12 protein-coding genes are annotated in these 16,320 nt (G+C 71.5%); 6 read left to right on the forward strand and 6 right to left on the reverse strand.

The window, feature by feature from the left end:
• Positions 1–7: 7 nt before the first annotated feature.
• Entirely contained in the window at positions 8–1,063 is a 1,056-nt protein-coding gene (locus tag HW837_RS41220) for a ferredoxin reductase (RefSeq protein WP_045562179.1), read from the reverse strand.
• An 86-nt stretch (positions 1,064–1,149) separates the two neighbouring features.
• On the opposite strand from HW837_RS41220, the gene HW837_RS41225 reads away from it, so the two are divergent.
• Both HW837_RS41225 and HW837_RS41230 read left to right on the forward strand, forming a co-directional pair.
• Positions 1,150–2,289: a PucR family transcriptional regulator gene (locus HW837_RS41225; RefSeq protein ID WP_060888290.1), complete on the forward strand. Its 1,140-nt coding sequence runs from the start codon at positions 1,150–1,152 to the stop codon at positions 2,287–2,289.
• 164 nt (positions 2,290–2,453) lie between these two features.
• Complete coding sequence (locus HW837_RS41230; RefSeq protein WP_193382714.1) at positions 2,454–3,713, forward strand: NAD(P)/FAD-dependent oxidoreductase; 1,260 nt, start codon at positions 2,454–2,456, stop codon at positions 3,711–3,713.
• Between the two features lie 101 nt (positions 3,714–3,814).
• Here HW837_RS41230 and HW837_RS41235 read toward each other — a convergent pair whose 3' ends face one another.
• Positions 3,815–5,305: a cryptochrome/photolyase family protein gene (locus HW837_RS41235; protein WP_193382713.1), complete on the reverse strand. Its 1,491-nt coding sequence runs from the start codon at positions 5,303–5,305 to the stop codon at positions 3,815–3,817.
• A gap of 221 nt (positions 5,306–5,526) precedes the next feature.
• Between HW837_RS41235 and HW837_RS41240 the strand changes: the two genes are divergently transcribed.
• Positions 5,527–5,766 (forward strand): hypothetical protein, encoded by a 240-nt coding sequence (locus tag HW837_RS41240; protein ID WP_045562175.1) that lies wholly within the window; start codon positions 5,527–5,529, stop codon positions 5,764–5,766.
• Positions 5,766–6,143, forward strand: a complete 378-nt coding sequence (locus tag HW837_RS41245; protein WP_045562174.1) for a hypothetical protein — start codon at positions 5,766–5,768, stop codon at positions 6,141–6,143. Before HW837_RS41240 ends, HW837_RS41245 begins: the two co-directional genes overlap by 1 nt.
• 10 nt (positions 6,144–6,153) lie before the next feature.
• On the opposite strand, the gene HW837_RS41250 is transcribed toward HW837_RS41245, so the two are convergent.
• The 3 genes from HW837_RS41250 to HW837_RS41260 all read right to left on the reverse strand — a co-directional run bounded on the left by HW837_RS41250 (position 6,154) and on the right by HW837_RS41260 (position 9,306).
• Entirely contained in the window at positions 6,154–7,473 is a 1,320-nt protein-coding gene (locus HW837_RS41250; RefSeq protein WP_193382712.1) for a HEAT repeat domain-containing protein, read from the reverse strand.
• Between the two features lie 172 nt (positions 7,474–7,645).
• Positions 7,646–8,479, reverse strand: a complete 834-nt coding sequence (locus HW837_RS41255; protein WP_045562172.1) for a PIG-L family deacetylase — start codon at positions 8,477–8,479, stop codon at positions 7,646–7,648.
• A gap of 131 nt (positions 8,480–8,610) precedes the next feature.
• Entirely contained in the window at positions 8,611–9,306 is a 696-nt protein-coding gene (locus tag HW837_RS41260) for a winged helix-turn-helix transcriptional regulator (RefSeq protein WP_045562171.1), read from the reverse strand.
• A gap of 236 nt (positions 9,307–9,542) precedes the next feature.
• Between HW837_RS41260 and HW837_RS41265 the strand changes: the two genes are divergently transcribed.
• Positions 9,543–10,415 (forward strand): class I SAM-dependent methyltransferase, encoded by an 873-nt coding sequence (locus HW837_RS41265; RefSeq protein WP_313895654.1) that lies wholly within the window; start codon positions 9,543–9,545, stop codon positions 10,413–10,415.
• 92 nt (positions 10,416–10,507) lie between these two features.
• Here the strand turns inward: HW837_RS41265 and HW837_RS41270 are convergent, their stop codons facing one another.
• Positions 10,508–13,435, reverse strand: a complete 2,928-nt coding sequence (locus HW837_RS41270) for a glycosyl hydrolase 115 family protein (protein ID WP_193382717.1) — start codon at positions 13,433–13,435, stop codon at positions 10,508–10,510.
• An 813-nt stretch (positions 13,436–14,248) separates the two neighbouring features.
• Here HW837_RS41270 and HW837_RS41275 point away from each other — a divergent pair.
• Positions 14,249–16,255: a serine/threonine-protein kinase gene (locus HW837_RS41275; RefSeq protein WP_193382711.1), complete on the forward strand. Its 2,007-nt coding sequence runs from the start codon at positions 14,249–14,251 to the stop codon at positions 16,253–16,255.
• Positions 16,256–16,320 lie beyond the last annotated feature (65 nt).

Raw genomic sequence — 16,320 nt, forward strand, 5'->3', positions numbered from 1 at the left:
GGTGCTCCTACCGTTCGATGTCGCAGGGGCCCGCCGCGGCGGACACACAGGTCTGGATGAGGACGCCCGGCTCGGCCTCGGTGATCTCGCCGGTGCGCAGGTCGCGGACGGCGCCCGCCTTGAGCGGCGTGACGCAGCCGAAGCAGATGCCCATGCGGCACCCGGACGGCATGAGCACGCCGGCCTCCTCGCCGACGTCCAGCAACGGCGTGGCGCCGTCCGCGTCGACGGTCTTGCCGGTGGTGCTGAACGTGACCTCGCCACCGTCGCCGGTGGCGACGACGGTGGGGCGGAAGCGTTCGGTGTGCAGGCGCTCCGGGACGCCGTGCTCGGCCCAGTGCTTCTCGGCGGCGTCGAGCAGGCCCGCGGGCCCGCAGGCCCAGGTCTCCCGCTCGGCCCAGTCGGGCACGAGTTCGTCGAGACGGGCGATGTCGAGCATGCCGTCCGTGTCGGTGTGCAGCTCGGTGAGGCGCAGCTTCTCGTCCGCGACCAGGGCATGCAGATCGTCGCGGAAGATCACGTCGTGCGGCCGGGGCGCGGAGTGGACCATGACGGCGTCGTCGAACTCGGTGTCGCGCAGCATGCCCATCACGGGCGTGATGCCGCTGCCGGCCGTCAGGTAGAGCACCTTGGCGGGCTTGGCCCGCGGCAGCACGAAGTCACCGGTCGCCTGGTCGAGCTGGATCAGCGTGCCCGGCTTCGCCCTGCGGACCAGGTGGTTGCTGACCTTGCCGTCCGGGATCGCCTTCACGGTGATCGCGATGCGACCGTCCCCGCGGTGCGTCGGCGAGGTGAGCGAGTAGGCGCGCCACAGGCGCACCCCGTCGACGTCGACCCCGATCCGCACGTACTGACCGGCGGTGTGGCCGCGCCAGCCCCGTCCCGGTCTGATCACGATGGTGGCGGCGTCCGGCGTCTCGGGCTGCACGGCCTCGATGCGCCCCCGCAGATCGGCGCCCGCGCGCAGCGGGCTGACCAGGTCGAGGTAGTCCGACGGCAGCAAGGGCGTCGTGACCATCTCCAGCAGTTTCCAGGCCCTGCCGCGGAGGGCTGCACTCGTCATGACTCCAGCTTGATGCGCCTCAGGGCGTAAAGTCCTGTCCGCAGGACGTGAATCTGATCGGCTGAATTGTTCGCAGGGAACAAAAAATGAGCCATGTAATCCGGAGGGCCACCGAACTGGCCCTGGATGAGACGACGGTCACCGCGCTTCGGGCCGCGCTGAGGACCACCGCCGACGAGGTCGTCCAGGCGATCATCGACGAGGTCCCTCCCTACGCAGGCGCCCTGTCGGGCCGCATGGGCGGCACCATCCGCCGAGCCGTCCGCACCGCCCTGGGCCACTATCTCGACGTGGCGAGCGGGAACGCCACGGGCGGCGACGCCGGTGACGCGGCCTACGAGCTGGGCCGCGGCGAGGTGCGCGACGGCCGTTCGATGGACGCCCTGCTCAGTGCCTACCGCGTCGGCGCCCGCGTGGCCTGGCGAGGCCTGGCCGCAGGTGCCGTACCGGCGGGACTGCCCGCCGCCGAGGTCGCCAAGTTCGCCGAGCTGACCTTCGCCTACATCGACGAGCTCTCCGCCGCGAGCGCCGCCGGCCACGCCGACGAACTGGCCGCCCGGGGCCGGGTTCATGAGCGCCACCTGGAACAACTGGTCCGTGATCTTCTCGCCGGCGCGAGCCCGGACGTGCTCCAGGCCTCCGTGCAACGGGCAGGGTGGCAGCCTCCGGTCTCGCTGACCGCGGTCCTGCTGCCCGCCGCCCAGGCCCGGCCCGCGTACCGCACGCTCGACCCGGGCACGCTCGTCCTCGACGATCTGCCGGACGCCCTGGGCGTGCTCCTCGTGCCCGATGCCGACCGGGCGCATCTGTTGCGGCAGCTGTCCGACCGCACCGCCGTGGTCGGACCGGCCCGGCCATGGACGCGCGCGTCCGCCTCGTACGCACGGGCCGTACGCGCTCGCTCCCTCTCCTCCGACATCCGCGACACCGAGGACCACCTGCCCGAGCTGGTGCTGAGCGCCGACACGGACGCGTACGCGGACCTGCGTGCCCGAGCCCTCGCACCGCTGCTGGCTCTGCCTGTCGCGACCGCGCGGCGGCTGGAGGAGACCCTGCGGGCGTGGCTGCTGCATCAGGGCAGGCGGGACGAGGTGGCGGCGGCGCTGTTCGTCCACCCCCAGACCGTCCGGTACCGGATGTCCCAGCTGCGGGAGCTGTTCCCGGATCTCGCGTCGCCGCACCGCGTCCTCGAACTGACTCTGGCGGTCGGTCTTCGGGCCGGCTGACGCGTTCTCCAGCGGCCCATGTCCGCGTCCGTGAGCTGACGTCGAAGAAGCTCCGCCGCGGGTGTGTCCGAGGGCGGGTGGCGCATCCGCCGGCCGGTCACGCGCGGAAGGCTTGGGTGAGGGGCGGTGCGGGCCGCGCCGGGACAGTCGGGAGAGGTGGTCGTGTGTCCGGAACCGAGGGCGCGACGGACGTGCTGGTGGTCGGGGCCGGTGTGGCCGGACTCGCGTGCGCCCGGGACCTGGTGGCGGCCGGTGTCGGGGTGCGGGTGCTGGAGGCCGGAGACGACGTCGGCGGGCGGATGCGTTCGGACCGGGTCGAGGGGTTCGTGGTGGACCGCGGATTCCAGGTGGTCAACACGTCGTACCCCCAGCTCCGGCGCCGCGTCACCCTGAAGGACCTGAGACTTCGGCCCTTCACCCTCGGCGTCCTCGTCCACAGCCCCTCGGGCCGACTCCGCTTCAGCGACCCCACTCGCCGCCCCCGTGCGCTGCCCGACCTGCTGCCGGGCCGTCTGGCCGGACCTCGTGACCTGGCCGCCCTCGGCGTGCTGTCCGCCCGTGACATGTTCTCGTCCCCCCGTCGGCTGAAACGGGTCGCGGACACCACCACCCGCACCGCGCTGGCGGACGCCGGGTTCTCCGAGACCTTCGTCGAGAGTTTCTTCCGTCCTTTCCTGTCCGGAGTCTTCCTGGAGGACGACCTGGAGACCTCCGCCCGGATGTTCCACCTGGTGTGGCGGAGCATGCTGCGCGGCACCCTGTGCCTGCCCGCCGAGGGCGTCGGAGCGGTTCCCCGGGCTCTCGCGGCCGCCCTGCCCCAGGGCGCCGTGCGGCTGGAGAGCCCCGTGGCGGGGCTCACGGATTACGGAGTGCTGACGGCCGGGGGCCGCGAGATCCCCGCACGCGCGGTCGTGATCGCCACCGGCCCCGGCTCCGTCGGCGTGCTGCTGCCCGAGGTCGCCCTGCCCGGCTACCGGACCGTGACGACGTACTACCACGTGGCTCCGCGTTCCCCTCTCGGCGAGCCGACGCTGCTCGTGGACACCCGGCGCCGGTTCCTGAACACCTGCGTCCTCAGCGACGTCGTGCCAGGGTTCGCCCCGCCGGGCCACGCACTTGTCGCCACGTCGGTACTCGGCCGCGAGGAGGAGGACCGGGAGGGCCGGGAAGCGCGGGAGCGGAGGATCCGGGCGGCGCTCGGGGAGGCGTACGGCACCGGTACGGAAGGCTGGACCCTGCTGACCGTCCGCACCGTCGAGGACGCGTTGCCCGCCATGGCGCCGCCGCAGCCGCTGACCCGCACCACACGCGTGGCACCGGGCCGCTACGTGTGCGGAGACCACCGCGCCACCGGCTCCGTCCAGGGCGCACTGGCCTCCGGGGCACGGGCGGCGCGCGAGGTACTGCGGGACCTACGACGCTGACGCGCATGGCCGTCGTCCCGTGGCGGCAGGCGCGTCCCGTGGCGGCAGGCCACCGGGAGCCTCGACGTCCGGGCGGGCCTCGCCGTGAGCCGGTGTCGTCGTCAGGGCGGACCGTCGCCGCGCCGGCTCTCCTGGCGCAGCAGCTCCTCAAGGTCCGCGAGCCGGTCCAGCCCTCGCACCGGCTGAGCCATCCGGGGATTGCGCTCCAGCCGGGCCCGGTGCCGGTGCAGGAAGGCCCAGTACCCGGCGGTGTACGGGCAGGCCCGGTCACCGGTCCGCTCGCCCGGCCGGTAGACGCACCCGCCGCACAGATCGCTCATCCGGTTCACGTAGGAGCCGCCGGAGGTGTACGGCTTGGTCGTCATGCGCCCACCGTCGGCGTACTGCGACATGCCGACGACATTGGGGACCATCACCCAGTCGTAGCCGTCGACGAAGCACCGGTGGAACCAGTCCGTCACCGCGGCCGGGTCCCAGCCGCGTTGCAGGGCGTGGCTGCCCAGCAGCATCAGCCGGGGAATGTGATGCGTCCATCCGGTGTCCCGCACCTGGGCCAGTGCCGTGGCCAGGCAGCGCGCCCCCACCGCGTCCGCGTCGAGTTCCAGGAACCACTCGGGGAGCGGTTCGTGGTGCCGCAGGGCGTTGCGGAGGCGGTAGTCCTCGCCGAAGTGCCAGTAGAGCTGCCAGACGTACTCACGCCAGCCCGCGACCTGGCGGACGAACCCCTCCACACTGTTGACCGGGGCGCGACCCGCCCGCCAGGCGTCCTCGGCGCGTCCCACGCACTCGGCCGGGTCCAGCAGGCCGAGGTCGAGGGAGGAGGACAGCAGGCTGTGGCTCATCACCGGGTCCCGCGCCAGCATCGCGTCCTCATGCGGCCCGAAGCCGGCGAGCCGGTGCTCGACGAACCGGCGCAGCGCGGCCAGCGCCTCACGCCGGGACGCGGGAAACATCCGGGGGCCGTCCCTGCCGACGAAGGCGACGGAGCCCTCGCGCTCCCAGCGGTCGAGATCACCGCGCACCTCGTCGTCGATCTCGTCCTCCTCCGGCCGGTACGGCGGCGGAGCACCCAGGGTGCGCGCTCCCCTCGGCGGGGGCTCACGGTTGTCGTGGTCGTGGTTCCACCGGCCGCCCACCGGCTGGTCGCCGTCCATCAACAGGTCGTGCGAGCGGCGCACCCACCGGTAGAAGTCCTCCTGCCGCAGCCGCTGTCCCGTGTGCCCGTCGGCCCAGGCACGGAAGTCGTCGTGCGTGACGAGGAAACCGCGGGCGGGCAGCACCCTCACCTGGTCCAGCGACTTCACCAGTCGGAGCGCCGCGTACGACGTCGGTTGACGTACCGTCACCGGCCCGTTCCCGATCGCCTCACGCAGCCCCTCACGGTAGGTGTCGGCGCGGACGTGACGAACCCGGTCACCGAGTTCGGCGGCGCGGTGACGCATCGCGGACAGCACCAGGTGCGCCTTCGCCCGGTGGAAGCGGCGGCGCCGGAAGACCGACCGGGCCTCGATCATCACCACGGGTGTGTCGGATCGGCCGGTCAGGAAGTGCGGCCCGAGCTGGTCGCCGAACAGCCAGTGGGGGACCGACATGAAACGTCTCCTCATCTCCCGATCCGGAGGCCGGATGCATCCGGGAGGACGCCGTAACCGTATGCCCCATATCGGCGAAAAAGGTGATGAAAGCGAACCGGGTGTCGGCTTCAGTGCGGGGCGGGTGCCCTCGGCCACGCAAGCGGCGCCCCTTCTTGCCGTAGTCGTCCTGTCGTACTCGCCCAGCTCCGCGGCCCGGTAACGGCTGTTACCATGCTGGCATGGCCAAGACGCAACTGGGTGCCCGTGTGGACGAGGATGTCGCGGAGCTCGCGAGGAAGCGCGCTGCCGACCTGGGACTGAGCATCGGGGACTACCTCGCCAGGCTGGTGCAGGACGACACCAGCGGGCTGCGCGCCCGCGCGGTGGACGCTGCCGCTCGTTTCCTCGCCGAGCACCAGGCGGTCTTCGACGAAGCCGAGGACACCCAGCAGACGGTGCGCGGAGCCCACGCGGCCTGATGGACCTGCACATCGACGTCCCCTGGATCCTGCAGGTCGCCGAGGCCGCGGGGGCCGACGACCCGGCCCCCGACGACTATGGCGTGCCCGTCTCCGCGGTGGCCCGCCACCGGGCCGAGCTGTTCGAGCAGCCCGTCTACGACGGCCCCTACGCCAAGGCCGCCGCCCTGGTGCACACGCTCGGCCGGTGCCGCTGGCTCGAGCGCTCCAACATGGCCGTCGCCGCCGCGTCCGGTGTCATGTACTTGGAGGCCGCCGGAATCACGGTCAAACCAGGCCACGAGGACGCCGTCGCCCTCAAGGACCTGCTCCTCGACCCTGCCTGCACGGCCGGGAAGATCGCCGCTCTGCTGCGGACCTGGCCCACTGCCACCTGACGCGGCAAGGCTACGGACACCCGTGCCCGATCCGAACCGGCACGCCCGCGAAGGCGGCCAGCGCCGCGCGAGCCGCAGGGTAGACGTCTGCCGGGAAGCACCGATCGGACGACAGCGTCGCTTCGAGCAGAGGCGCCGCGGCGGAGGCCGGGGAGCCGATCTGGGCGACGTACCGGAGTGCCGCGCGGCAGGGCTCGTCGGCATCACCCGACTTCAGAGGTTCCAGGGCCGCCAGCAGCACCGGGACGGCGGCGTCCGTGTCGCCGGTGATCCGCCACCAGGCATGGGCGGCCTGGACACGGGTCCACGGGCCGGGGGACCGCAGCAACGGCCGAACAGCGGCGGCGTATCTCGTCGCCTGCGGCCCCAGTTCCGCCAACCGGCCGAGGTCGGCGTTCACCAAGCCCCGGGATGCCGCGTCCTCCAGGAAAGTCAGGAAGACGCGCGCGTCACCGGTGATGCGCCAGTGCGCCCACGCGGCGTTCTGAGCACCGTGCCATCGTCGTTCGCCGTTCGACACCAGGGTGCTGCCGTCGTGACGCGGGGGCTGCCTGACGCCGCGGACGAAGCTGCTGAGGATGTCCGCCGCAGGTGCCGCCGCCGCGCCGATACCGCCGAGCGCATCGCAGGCCCATCGTGCGTTGCGGGTGGCGAGTGCCGGCACCAGCTCCGGGACCGTCGCACTCGCGACGGGGCCCCATGCGGTCAGTGCGGCGAGGACCTGACGTAGCCCTTCGTTGTCGGCCGAGTCGACGAGCATGCGACGGATTCCGGGGAGCAACTCGTCGGCATGTCCGACCAGCTGCCGCAGGACCGGCCCGAGTGAGGTCACCTGGAAGTACGGGGGTCGGCTGCTCGACGCCAGCCATCGGTGTACCGCGTCCAGAGCTTCCGGACGGTCGAGACGGGCGAGAGCCAGCGCCGCCGGTCCGGCAACCCTGTCGTTGGAGTCGTTGGCAGCCACGACCAGTGCGGGAACGGCCGACGTGATGTCCTGCGTGGAGTCCGCCGACACGAGCCGCGCCAGCACCATCGCAGCGTCGCTTCGCGCATAAATATGATCGGACTCCAGGCAACGCACCAGGCCGGCCACCAACTCCGGCCGGGGCGTCCGCCATCGCCGCAGAATGTCCGAGGCGATGGAGACCGCGCCCTCGACCAGCTCGGAGCGCGGGGACTCGAACCCGGCCATGGCGAGCGCGACCCCGCGGTCCACGTGTTTCCGCACGTCCAGCCGCAGATCGTCCGGATCCACACCCGCGTCCACGAGCAACTTGCGCGCCCAGAAGCCGTGTACCGTCCCGGTCCTGGCGCCTATCCCCGGCGTCATGGCTGGCAGGCTACAGGGGAGGGACGTTTCGAGATCACCGTGGGTCGCGTCCGCGTCCGCGTCCGCGTCCGCGGCGGGCGTCGGCCGGCGTCGGTTCGCCCGCCGACGCCACTGCCGAAGGCCAGGAAGCGGGCCGCCCGAGAGGTACCCGCGCCGAGAAGTCTCCCGGTGATCAGCGCAGACCGGCGAAGAGGTCGTTCTCGGGTACGGCCGCGCCGGTGGCGTCCTGGACACGTACGAAGGTCTCCATGCCCATCAGTTCGCCGAACCTCTCCTTGCCCATCTTGAGGAAGAAGATGTTCTCGCCCTGACTGGCGTGCGCCGCCAACGCGTCGAACTTCTGACCGCTGAACGCGGTGGTGTCCACCCATGTGGTGATCTCGTCGTCGGGGAGGCCGATCTCGGCCAGCGCGGCGGCCTCGGCCGGGTCCGGCTCCGGCATGTCCTCGTGGAACTCGCGCATGACCTCGCCGAACCGCTGCATCATCGAGCGGGGTGCCGTGGTCCAGTACACCTTGGGCGTCAGCGCGGTCATCTCCAGCGCCGCCATCGTGATGCGGTGGGCCTGGATGTGGTCGGGGTGGCCGTAGAAGCCGTTCTCGTCATAGGTGACGACCACATCAGGCCGGTAGTGCCGCATCAGTTCCGCGAGTCGGGCCGCGCCTTCCTGCACGGGTGTCTGCCAGAAGGAGTCGGGGGCGTCGTTGCTCGGCCAGCCCGCCATTCCGGAGTCGGCGTAGTCCAGCGTCACCAGGTCGCTGATCTTCAGGACATCACAGCTCGCCCGGAGTTCTTCACGGCGCATCGCGGCGACGGCCGAGGGATCGTGCCCCGGTTCGCCCGGCTTGACGCCTCCCGGTCCGTCGCCGCAACCGCCGTCGGTACACGTCACGAGAACCGTCCGGATGCCCTCCGCCGCGTACCGCGCGAGGACCCCTCCGGTTCCGGTGGCCTCGTCGTCGGGGTGGGCGTGCACTGCCATGAGCGTCAGCGGCCGGTCAGCCATGAACAAGTCCTCCTGCGGAAAGCGTCTGGGTCTGCTTGCCTAACCATGCCGACCGGACCGGCTGTTCCCAGCAAGGCCGCTTGTTTCGAGAACTTTCTCGCGCGACAGGCAGACGACCCGTCCCGCTCGCTCTACGAGTGCGGCGTGGCCGTGGAGGGCCGCGGCACCGCGGCGAACACCGACAGCGCGAACCACCCCGGCACCGCCCGGCGCAGTGGCTCGGGGCCCTCCACCTTGACCGCGCCGACCCGCAGAGCCTCCGACCAGGTGACGTCACCGCGCCACACCTCGATCATGCGGCGCAGGCCGGCGGTCACCGTGACCGTGACCGCGTGACCGGGGTCCACGTCGCAGACGTCGGTGTCGTCCGGCGTGATCACCAGCCACCAGTTCCGGGTGCTCGCAGGCACGTCCGGGAAGCTGAACCGGACCACTGTCCGCCCGTCGGGGACGGCGTCACGGACGACGTTCCGGTGCAGGTCCCACAGCAGCAGCTTCGGGTCGAGATCCTCGTCCCCGATCTGTCCGATCCAGCGCGTGCCCCAGACACCGAGCGCTTCGATCACCGGGCGCAGCTCGACCCCCGCCGGGGTCAGGACGTACTGCACGTCCCTGCCCTCGGTCCGCTTCTCCACGACGCCGGCGCGCACCAACTGGTGCAGCCGCTTGGACAGCAGCGTGGGCGACATCCGGGGCACCCCGCGGCGCAACTCGTTGAAGCGCCGACTGCCGAGCACGAGTTCACGCACGACGAGCAGCGTCCAGCGCTCGTCGAGCAGCTCCATGGCCTTGGCGACCGGGCAGAACTGGCGATACGGGGACCCCATGCCGGGCAGCGTATGTCCGCGCGGCCGGACGAACCAGGCCAGTGTCAGCCTGATGGTGCCGAATGGCGACGCTCCGGTACAGATCTGGTACTAGGAGACGGCGCGCTCCGTTCCTAGTCTCTGTTCCGTCACGTACGTCATGTTCGTCAGGTTCCGTCGCGTTCCGTGGCGGGCGGCGCGTTCGTCGTCCCGTCACCGTCGTCGTGGTTCCGCGTACTGCCAGAAGGAGAACTGTCGTGAGCGAACTTCCCGACCCCGCCGAGGCCGACCGTGCCCTGAAGGCCAAACACCGGGCGATGTGGGCCCAGGGTGACTACCCTTCCGTGGCCGCCGAGATCATCCCCGAACTGGGCCCGATCCTGGTCGAGGCGTGCGGACTGCGAGGCGGGGGCGGCACCGGGGCTCCCGGCGCCGAAGGCAGGGGCACGCGGGTGCTGGACGTGGCGGCCGGTTCGGGCAACGCCGCGATCCCCGCGGCGCTGGCCGGCGCGCGCGTGGTGGCCAGCGACCTGACTCCGGAGCTGTTCGACGCCGGACGGCGGCTCGCGGCCGAGCGGGGCGTCGACGTGGAGTGGCGCCAGGCCGATGCCGAGGCGCTGCCGTTCGCGGACGACGAGTTCGACGCGGTGCTGTCCTGCGTCGGGGTCATGTTCGCCCCGCACCACCAGGCCGCCGCCGACGAACTGGTACGCGTCTGCCGCCCCGGAGGCACGATCGGCCTGCTCAGCTGGACACCCGAGGGCTTCCTCGGCCAGATGCTCGCCACCATGAAGCCCTATATGCCGCCGCCCCCGCCGGGTGCGCAGCCCCCGCCCCTGTGGGGGGACGAGGCGCACGTCCGCGCCCTGCTGGGGGACCGGGTCACGGACGTCGAGGCCCGCAAACAGACGGTGCTGGTCGACCGTTTCAAGAGCCCCGAGGAGTTCCGCGACTACTTCAAGGCGCGCTACGGTCCGACCATCGCGGCCTACCGGGCCGTCGCCGACGACCCCGACCGCACGGCCGCGCTGGACCGCGACCTCGCCGAACTCGCCCGGCGGCACGACCAGGGGTCGGGCAGCACGGCGATGGAGTGGGAGTACCTGCTGTTCACCGCTCGTGCCGCGTGAGGGGCTGACGGCCTGGGAGTGCACGAGGACGCCGCGGCCGGCCGTGGGCCGTCGCGGCGTCCGCCGTGCGGGTCGACGATGCGCGTCCCTGCCTACCGGCCGGGCGCGTCGGGCAGCCCCAGCGCGTCCGCCGGCACGGGATCAGGATTGAAGGAGCGGTGGTAACTCTCCGGCGGCGCGAGGTAGGTGACGGGCAGCCCGCCGGTGTCGATGACGATCTGGTCCACGGCGATCGCGGGGTCGACCATGAAGAGCCGCAGGACGTGTTCGCCGGGTTCGGTGACGGCCACGGTGGTGGTCAGTCTCTCGATGCCGTCCTCGACGTTGCGGGCCCAGGCGTCACCGCGGTTGCCGGTGGCGACGGCCTGTCCCGTCAGAACGGTGACCGGCTGGTCGTCGAGGGCGAGGGCGACCCGGCGCCGCCCGCGCTCGTCGAGGGAGGGGAGCCGGAGGACGGTGACCCGGAAGTCCCCGGTGCCCGCGAAACGGACCCGATAGCGCAACTCCGGTGCCCGCGTGGTGATGTCCTCGGTGATCGGCGCCGCTGTCGAAGGCGTCGTCTCCATGGCGGCCGTACGGCGCCCGAGCCCACGTACCGTCCGCCAACGCGCCCCGCCGCGCGCCACGCGATGGTCGTGGTGCGCGGCGTCGATCGAGACGTATCCGTGGGTCTCGACGAAGCCGCGCGCCCGCTTGCGCGCCCGCCTTCCGTCGTTGAGCACCCGCAGGGGCACGTCGAAGCTGTTCCCCGCGCCGGTGACGGTCACCGTGGCATCGTGGGAGCCCTCGGGCACCCGCTCCCAGTCGATCTGCACCGACACCCGGGTCTGCTCGGTCATCGTGCCGCCGGAGGTGCTCAACCGCACCCAGGGGTGGCTCGCCTCGGCGGCCCAGTCCAAGGGGAGGAAGCCGGTGTTGAACACGTCGACGAAGCGCCGGTCACGGGTGTAGGAGGAGAAGGACAACGGCCGCGCGGTGCCGGTCTCGTTGCCCTCGGCCGCCACGCCCAGACCTGAGGTCTCCTTCCGGGCGACCCTGGTGACGCTCGGACGGCCCGGCGCCTTGGGGATCTCCGAGGGGTACGGGTTGACGATCCCGTTCCATTTTCCGCCGGCCACCTCGGTGTTGTAGCGCCTGGTGATCGCCGCCTCCTCGGCGTGGGCGGCGTCGGACAGGTCCGCGAAACGGTTCGCGCCGGCCCCGCGTCCCTGGCGGACCGCCACTGCGTTGCGCTCCGCCCAGTAGAACTTCAGATTCATCAAGTAGGCGCCGTGGACCGGGTATTCGACGAGTTCGAAAAAGGCGTCCCGGTAGGCCTCCGGCAGCTTGGCGCCGAGCGCGCGGACCCGCTGGAGGAGACGGTCGTACGCGGCCATCCGGCGGCCCGCCTCGTCACCGTGGTGGACCACGGAGAGCAACCCGCGGGCGACGAACTCCGGGCGCAGCTCGGCCGCGAGACGGTAGTACTCGGTGCGGATCGCGGCGATCTCCGCGCCGTGGCGGTGTCCGAACTGCCGCCCGGCCCATTCGACGAGGAAATCCTCCACATCGCCGGCGCCCCACCGGTCCACGTCCCAGGCCATGTCCATGGAGAAGGACAGCCCGGTCTCGATGGACTTGATGTCTCCCACGTTGAAGATCCACATACGGTCGGCGCCGTGCTCGTACACCCGACGCAACTCCTGCCAGATCTTGGCGAGTTGGGTGGTGTCCAGCCACAGATAGCTCTTGGGGCGGCCCCAGTAGGAGAGGTGGTAGTAGATGCCGTTGCCGCCCGGTCGCCGCCGCTCCGCCTCGTCGGGCAGTTGGCGCATGTTGCCGTGGTTGTCGTCCGGCCAGATCAGGGTGACGTCGTCGGGCACCTGGACACCCGCGTTGTACAGGTCCAGGACCTCCTTGTACGGGATGAAGATCTGCGGTTCGGCCGCCGCGCCCACCTCCTCGGCCAGCAGGCGACGCTGGTCCGCGATGATGTCGTTCATCACCACGACCTTCTCCGCGAGGGTGGTGGCGTGCTTGGTCTCCAGCGCGCTGTCGTGCAGACCGCGCATCCCCAGGGTCCAGCTGCTCTCGTAGCCGGCGTTCTGCCGCGCCCTCGCCCGCCAGTAGTCGGAGATGACGGCGGGGTTCACCGTGTAGTCGTACAACGGCAGGCTGCCGTCGGCGGCCGGGTGCTCCTTCGCCCAGGGGTCCCACTCGTGGACGCCGTTGCGCAGCATGGCCTCGGGGTGGCTGGATCCGACGACGATGCCGTAGTGGTCGGCCAGTTCGGGGTTGGCGCGGTGTTTGTTGAAGAAGTCGGAGTACGGATGCATGGCGGGCCACAGGTAGTTGGCCTTGAGGCGGAGCAGCAGCTCGAAGACGCGTCGGTAGGTCTCCGGGCCGATGTTCTTGTCCGGCTCCTGCGTCCGATGGGACCAGGTGGTGAGGTTCTGCTCGTCGTTGATGAAGATGCCCCGGTAACGGACGGACGGCTCGTACCGCTTCCGCGTGCGCGACGGGACCGTCACCGTGTCGCGGCGTTCGACCGGTACGTCGGCCCACCAGTGCCACGGCGACACCCCGATGCGCTCCGAGGTGTCGTAGACGCCGTAGACGGTGCCGCGCCTGTCGCTGCCGGCGATCACGAGGGCGCGTTCCACGCCGGGCAGTGGGCGGTCCACGACCTGTGTCACAGACGCCTCCCAGCGGCCCTTCACGCGGGAGACGTCCAGCCGCCGGTCCTCGATGAGCCGGTCGATGGCCGGGCTCGCGCCGATGGTGCCCACCAGGACGAGGAGCGAGGCCTCCTGGGGCAGGGCGCGCAGCAGTCGCGGACGCACCCCGCCGACCCGCTCCAGGTCCGCCTGGAGATCCCCGGCCGCGCGGGCCACGGCGGGATCGTCGGCCGGGTCGACGAACAGGTCGACGACCACGCCGTCCCGCAGCAGCGGGAAGCCTCCGGCACCCTCCGACGAGGCGGCCCGGGCCGGCGAGGGCAGCACCCCGGGGAGCAGCGGGGCCACACCGACGGCCGCCATTCCCCGGAGGAACGACTTACGGGTCCACGCGGGCGGCGGGCTCTGTGGTTCGTCGTGCGGCACGGGGCGCTACCTTTCCGCGTCGGGCCGCACCGATGCCACGTCCGGGCCGTCGGGCAGGGCTGACGCATGACTCGCTGGCAGAGGGCGGGGGAGCGGTGCTGTCGGCGCGGGGCGTAGGCGTGGGGCACGGCCCGGTCACGGGGGCAGGTTGGCATGACCAGGCCAGAAAGCGCTTACTGCGTACCCTAGGTCAGGCATGCGGACGCGTCCAGACACTGGGGACCCTTCTCGGACGGCCGCCGTCGTACGCCGCGCACGGGGACGAGCGTGCTGACCGCCTGTCGCCGAACTCGGGTGTGCCGCACGGCACTTACCCGAACGCGCCGGCCCGCCTGGTCTCCTTGCTGAGACCCGCAGCCAGTTGACCGACCCCGAGGAGCGATCTGCCTCAACGGACCCGTCTGTTCGCGCTGTTCAGGTCACAGCGAGGTAGGGGATCGGGGACGATGATGTGATGAATGGCGACATCGGAGGTGCCGACCCGGGCCCTGCGGAGAGTCCGAAGCGGTCGCGGCAACGGCAGCGACAGCGACACCGGCCGCTGAAGCGGGTGCTCGCGGGGTGGCCGGTGGTGCTGCGGATACGGCTGCGGATACGGCTACGGCTGCGGACTTGCGGAACCGCGGTCCGTGCCCACTCGACACCTCGTCCACCCCTCGACCGTCGGTCTTCCGGCAGCCACGCCACTCTGTCGACTCGTCACTCCCCGTCGGCCTGTTCCAGGCCGCCCCTCAGCGCAAGGAAGTACGCGTGAGCGCAATCGGCTCCGGCGCAAGAGTCCAACCGGCGCGTCCCGGCGATCCCTCCCGTATAGGCCCCTACCGCATCGTCGGACGCCTCGGCGCGGGCGGCATGGGCACAGTCCACGCCGGAGTCACCTCGGACGGAACACGCGTGGCGGTCAAGGTGATCCATCCCGAGCAGGCGCAGGAGCCGGAGTTCAGGGCCCGTTTCGCACGTGAGGTGACACTGTCCTCCCGTGTCACCGGCCCGTATCTGATTCCGTTGCTCGCCGCCGACACCGATGCGGCGACCCCGTGGCTGGCCACCGCCTACGTCCCCGGCCCGACCCTGGACCAGCATGTGCGCGAGCGTGGGCCGCTCGCCGAAGGGAGCTCGCACGCTTTCGCGGCGGCCACCGCACAGGCACTGGCCGCCATCCATGCCGCAGGCGTGGTGCACCGCGATGTGAAACCTCAGAACGTCATTCTGACGCCCGCCGGCCCCCGCATTCTGGACTTCGGGATCGCGCACGCCTTCGACGGCACCAGCGTCACCCGCACCGGTGTCATGACCGGGACGCCGGGCTGGATCAGCCCCGAACAGTATCGGCAGGGCACCGCGGGCCCGGCGGGCGACATGTTCGCGTGGGGAGCGCTCGTGGCCTACGCGGCCACCGGACGACTGCCTTTCGGCGCCGGCACACCCGACGTGGTCGCCTTCCGCGTGATGTCGGAGGAACCGGACCTGGACGGCGTCGCCCCGTCCCTGCGCGGGATCCTGGATAAGGCGTTGGCGAAGGAGCCGGGGGACCGTCCGGCGGCCGCCGAAATGGTCCAGCTGTGCGGGGCGTTGCTGTCCTCCCAGGCCACCCAGATCGTGGGCGTCCACGCGCTGCCCACCCAGGCCGGTGACATGGTCGCCCAACTCTGGAATGTGCCGGCCGGAGACGACCCGGCATGGCAGGTGCCGCCGGGCCGGCCGGCGAGGCGCCGGGCGGGCGCCGTGCTCGTGGCGGCGGCGGTGATCGGCGGCCTGGTCGGCGGAGTGACGGCCCTGATGCCCGACACCACCGCCGGCGGGAAGCGTGACGCATCGACCTCGTCCTCCGCGCCGGCGGGGCCTGGGTCGCAGGCCGTGAACACCGACGAGGAGGGTACGGCGGCGGACCGGGGCACAACCGTGAGCGACGGCGCGGCGAGCGCCGTGAGCTGGGCGGAAGCCCGTACGGCCCAGGGCCAGGCCGAACACGACGTGGCCCGGTCCGTCCTGCACGACCAAAGCGTTCTGTCCGGGGAGATGAGCGACGTCCGGCTCGCTCCGGGGAGTGTGACGTTCCATGAGGCACGCCGTGAGGTCTATTTCTCGTACAGCCTGGACACCGACGCTCACGGAACGCTGATCGCGGAGACGGAGATCGCCAGAGCGATGTGTCTCGCGTTGCGCGACTCGGTCCTCAACGTCCACCCGGATCTGCCGTATCGCACCTACGTCACGGTGCGCGAGGAGGCGGGCCGCGACCCGCAGGTGACATGGCAGGAGGACTTCGTCGCCGACGAAGGGTGCCGGTCGGCGGCCGAGGACGGCACGGCGCAGCCCCGCGGCACCGAGGCGGAGCCGGAGCCCGATTGGGAGCCGGACGAGAACGGCCTCGGGGCGGCGATGGTGCCCAGTACCGACAGCGACGAGATCCGGGTCGCGGACCGAGCCGCCAAGAAGGTCATCGAGCGGAGCAACGAGATGCGCCCGACGCTCGGCACCGGTCAGGTCCTCGGACACGACGAGATCAAGGTGGGCTTCGACCCTGCGAACTCGGCCATGTACGTGTGGTCGGACTACCTGATGTGGAACCAGGGGCAGGTCGAGACCTGGGCCGACATGGCCGCGGGGGAGGCGTGCCGTGCCCTGGTGAAACAGCGGCAGAACGCGGGCTCCGGCTGGCCGTACACGCGTTACGCCGTGGCGGAGATCGGCGGGTCGGGCTATCTCATGATCCGTTGGGGCACGGCCACCACGCTCGCCGACTGTCCCGCCTGATCGAGAAAGGGGGAGGGGCCCAGGTTGACCCTCGACATGGTCGAGGCACCAGAGTCCCGGGTGTG

Origin of the sequence: Streptomyces caniscabiei (assembly GCF_014930365.1) — a bacterium.
GTDB lineage: Bacteria > Actinomycetota > Actinomycetes > Streptomycetales > Streptomycetaceae > Streptomyces > Streptomyces caniscabiei.